Consider the following 4,218-nt stretch of genomic DNA (forward strand, 5'->3'; position numbering starts at 1 on the left):
CAGCCCTGCGAGCAGCCATCGCCGCAGGGCACCGACCACGCGGGCCCGGTCAATGACAGGCACAGGCCGCCCCGCACGGGGTGGAGGCTGCGGCACTGTCGCTCGACGCGCCCGAACGGGTGCCCGAATCGTCACCCGCAGTCGCCGCCGCGCCGGTGGACGCGGACGCCGCCGACCCGGCGCCGTTGCGGAAATCGGTCACATACCAGCCGGTCCCCTTGAGCTGGAAGCCAGCGGCTGTCAATTGTTTGCGAAACGTTGCCGCACCGCACACCGGGCACACGCTCAACGGCTCGTCGGACACCTTTTGCAACACGTCCCTGGCGTGGCCACAGGACTCGCACTTATACGCATAGATAGGCATGGCTGCACCTACAAGGATGTCAAAGTGAGGACGCAAATCCAGAAAAACTTCTAATTATAGTTGGGACTTGCTGCCGGGCCTTCAAGGGATGGGTTACCACAGGCGCATGCGCAGCCACCACTGCATGGCCATCAAGCCTGCAACGAAGCCGAACAGCACATAGATCACCATCGCCAGCAGTCGCTGGGTGCGGCGCTGCTCCTGCACCAAGCGATCGATCTGGCTGCGCAGATCGGTCGGCCGCTGACGCAGATAGTCGTGCAGCAGGCGCGGCAGCTCTGGCACCAGCTTGGCGTAGTGCGGCGCCTCGGCCTTGAGCTGGCTCCAGAATTTTTTCGGCCCCACCTGCTCCACCATCCAGCGCTCCAGGAAAGGTTTGGCCGTGCTCCAGAGGTCCAGATCCGGGTCGAGCTCGCGCCCCAAGCCTTCGATATTGAGCAGCGTTTTTTGCAGCAAGACCAGCTGCGGCTGGATCTCGACATTGAAGCGCCGCGAGGTCTGGAATAGGCGCATGAGCACCAGCCCGAGCGAGATTTCTTTCAGAGGCCGATCGAAATACGGCTCGCATACCGCCCGAATGGCCGCTTCGAGCTCATCGACCCGGGTATCGGCCGGGACCCACCCCGATTCGATGTGCAGTTCGGCCACACGCTTGTAGTCGCGCCGAAAGAAAGCGGTGAAGTTTTGCGCGAGGTATTCCTTGTCGAACTGGGTGAGCGTGCCGACGATGCCGAAGTCCAGCGAGATATAGCGCCCAAATGTCTCGGGCTCCAGGGACACCTGAATATTGCCCGGATGCATGTCGGCGTGGAAAAAGCCATCGCGAAACACCTGGGTGAAAAAAATCGTCACCCCATCGCGCGCAAGCTGCCGAATGTCCACGCCGGCCTCACGCAGCCGCTGCACCTGGCTGATGGGCACACCGCGCATGCGCTCCATGACCAGCACCTCGCTGCGGCAGTAGTCCCAGTACATCTCGGGGATCAGCACCAGGTTCAAGCCAGCCATGTTGCGGCGCAGTTGCGCGGCGTTGGATGCCTCGCGCACAAGGTCGAGCTCATCATGCAGATATTTGTCGAACTCGGCCACCACCTCCCGCGGCTTGAGGCGCCGTCCGTCGTGCGACAGCCGCTCCAACCACGCGGCCATGGTGCGCATCAGGGCGAGGTCCTTCTCGATGACCGGCAGCATGTTGGGGCGCAACACCTTCACTGCCACCTCGCGCCCGTCGCGCAGGGTGGCGAAGTGGACCTGCGCGATCGAGGCGCTGGCCACCGGCTCGCGCTCGAAGGTGGCGAACACCGCATCCAGCGGCCGACCGAAGGCCCGCTCGATGGTCGCGATGGCCACCTCGGACGCAAAGGGAGGCACGCGGTCTTGCAGGCGCGCCAACTCGTCGGCAATGTCCGGGGGCAGCAGATCGCGGCGGGTGGAGAGAACCTGCCCAAATTTCACGAAAATGGGCCCGAGCCGCTCCAGCGCCTCGCGCAGGCGTTGCCCACGCGGGGCAGACAGGTTGCGCCCGACCATGAGCAGCCGACGCAACGACGCCAGCACGGGATGCCGAAAGCCTGAGAGGGCGAGCTCGTCGAGGCCGTAGCGCAGGACGACCCAGACGATGAACCAGCCGCGCAACCACTGCCTCATGGTGCCGCCCTGCCGTTGTCGTGTGGCGCCCGCTGGGGCACCACACGCTCGCGCAGCGCCGCGGCCCGCTCACGGGCGGCCTGCGCGGCAGGAATGATCCAGGCACGCAGAGCCGAGGCCGCCGCACTAGCCGTCTGCACCAGGGTGTGGGCCATGGCGTCGCCCAGCAGCCGGGCAAGGTCCTCCTCCACATCCCAGCGCACGTTATCCACCAGCCAGGCGATTTCGGCGGCGAACTGCACATCCCCCTCGATGGCCACTGCGGGCTTGTCGCCCCGCAGCAGCTTGCCGGCCAGCGTCAGCGGGGACGGCTCGTCGATGGCGAGCCGCAAATCGGCGCGGGCATCATCGGCCGCACTCTCCAGCAGGCCAGCCGGCGATATGCGCAAGACCAACCCAAAGTCCTGCACATTCGCGGACGGCTCTGCTCGACCCCAGCGCACCCGCACCCGCTTGCCCTCATGGCGGCGCAAGCGCTGCATGGCCTCGGGCTCTTGTTGCAACACATGGTTGAGCAACAGCACAAGGCGGTTGCGAACCTCGTCGAGCAGCCAGGCTGGGGGTGTCGGCGGCCACCACGGGCCTGTGCCAGGCCCGGGCCGGAAAAAAATCGGGGGCTCAATCATGCCCCCGATTCTGCCGGATTGGCGCGCCGACGCGCTGCCGTGTCACTGCAAAGCCTGCACACCCGCCACCAGCCATCCGCCGCGGCCTTGCTTGGGTCGGGTGATGTTCCACACCTCGCGAAATGGCACTGGTCCTTCTGCGGGATCCTCGCGGATCAAGCCGGAGAACTCGACGCTGGCCATGTACTCATCGCCGCGGTCCTCGATGCCGAGCAGCTCGGCGTCGAGCTTGACGACCTCGGTGACGTTGGAAGCCCCACCTTGCAGCTCGCGCTCGGCCAGTTGGGACTGGATCTCGGCCAGCATGTCATCTGTCATCAGCGCGCGCAACTCCGGGATGTCGCCGCGGTCCCAAGCCGCCTGCAAACGCATGAAATTCTCGCGCGAGGCGCGCAGGAAACCCTCGGCATCGAAGCCGGCCGGAATACCCCAAGATGGCGACCGGGACGATGCCGCGTGGGCGCCGAGAGCGCTGCCGATCAAACTGCCCGGAGTGCCAGCCGTACCAGTGCCGCTAGCACCGCCCCCGCTGAACTGGGTATGCTCCCACGGCCGGGCCGAGGCGTCGTTGCCTACATGGGCGGGCTGATAGCTGCGCGGCGTCAACGGCGAGGCAGCCGTACCGGCCCCCTGAAACGCCAGGGGCGAGCGAGCAGCCGAGCCCACACGGCTGCGCCGCATCCAGGCAATGACCGCCAGCACCGCGACGGCGAGCAACAGCAACAACAGCACCTGCGCAAACGCCTCGCCCAAGCCCAGTGCCGACGCCAGCCAGGCCAGACCCAGCCCCGCCGCCAAGCCGCCCAGCATCGCGCCCCAGGGGCGTTGCGGCTTGGCCGCCGCCCCGGCCGCCGCCGCCCCGGCGGGCGCAGCAGGTGCGGGCTGGGCCTGCGAGGGCGGCGTCGCGGGGGCCTGCTGCGCAGGCGCGCTGTTGCGCTGCACCACATTGCTGGACTGCTTGCCCATCGAGCCGCCACCCCCCAGCCGCTTGGCCCACGCCTCGGCCGACGACAGCGTCATCACCGCCACAAGCAGCCAGGTTCCCATTTTTGCGTTCACGTCGATACCTCCAAAACCGCCCCGTCCCAGGGCATATTTCAGGTCTTCAGCCCCACATGCAAAGCAACGACGCCGCCGGTCAGATTGTGCACATCGACATGGCCAAAGCCTGCCTCGCGCACCATGGCCCTCAGCGTCTCCTGGTCCGGGTGCATGCGAATCGATTCGGCCAGATAGCGGTAGCTGGCCTCGTCGTTTGCGACCCAGCGTCCCAGGCGCGGCAACACGTGGAAGCTGTACCAGTCATAGGCTTTGCGCAGCGGGGGCGCGACTTTGGAAAACTCGAGCACCAGCAGCTTGCCGCCGACCTTGAGGATCCGATTCATTTCGCGCAGCGCGAGTTCCTTGTGCGTCATGTTGCGCAAGCCGAATGCCACGGTCACGAGGTCGAAATGCCCGCTGGGAAACGGCAATTGCTCGGCGTCGCACACCACCGTGGGCAACACGATACCGTGGTCGAGCAGCCGATCGCGGCCCTCGCGCAACATGGCAAGGTTGATGTCGGTGTGCACGACCATGCCA

5 protein-coding genes are annotated in these 4,218 nt (G+C 66.2%); all 5 read right to left on the reverse strand.

The annotated features are described in order from the left end of the window. Nucleotides 1–49: 49 nt before the first annotated feature. A complete protein-coding gene (locus P3W97_RS09065; protein ID WP_300845997.1) occupies nucleotides 50–364 on the reverse strand; it encodes an FmdB family zinc ribbon protein in 315 nt (104 codons plus the stop codon). Between the two features lie 93 nt (nucleotides 365–457). Next, nucleotides 458–2,011 carry a ubiquinone biosynthesis regulatory protein kinase UbiB gene (gene ubiB / locus P3W97_RS09070; protein WP_300845999.1) on the reverse strand — a complete coding sequence of 518 codons (1,554 nt, stop codon included), beginning with the start codon at nucleotides 2,009–2,011 and terminating at the stop codon, nucleotides 458–460. Then, a complete protein-coding gene (locus P3W97_RS09075) occupies nucleotides 2,008–2,637 on the reverse strand; it encodes a hypothetical protein (protein WP_300846001.1) in 630 nt (209 codons plus the stop codon). Before P3W97_RS09075 ends, ubiB begins: the two co-directional genes overlap by 4 nt. A 42-nt stretch (nucleotides 2,638–2,679) precedes the next feature. Beyond that, nucleotides 2,680–3,684: a Tim44 domain-containing protein gene (locus P3W97_RS09080; RefSeq protein WP_300846005.1), complete on the reverse strand. Its 1,005-nt coding sequence runs from the start codon at nucleotides 3,682–3,684 to the stop codon at nucleotides 2,680–2,682. A 50-nt stretch (nucleotides 3,685–3,734) separates the two neighbouring features. After that, nucleotides 3,735–4,218: ubiquinone/menaquinone biosynthesis methyltransferase (locus tag P3W97_RS09085; RefSeq protein ID WP_300846003.1), on the reverse strand; the 484-nt coding region annotated here is incomplete at its 5' end.

This window comes from Tepidimonas sp. (genome assembly GCF_029335975.1).
Taxonomy (GTDB): Bacteria; Pseudomonadota; Gammaproteobacteria; order Burkholderiales; family Burkholderiaceae_C; genus Tepidimonas.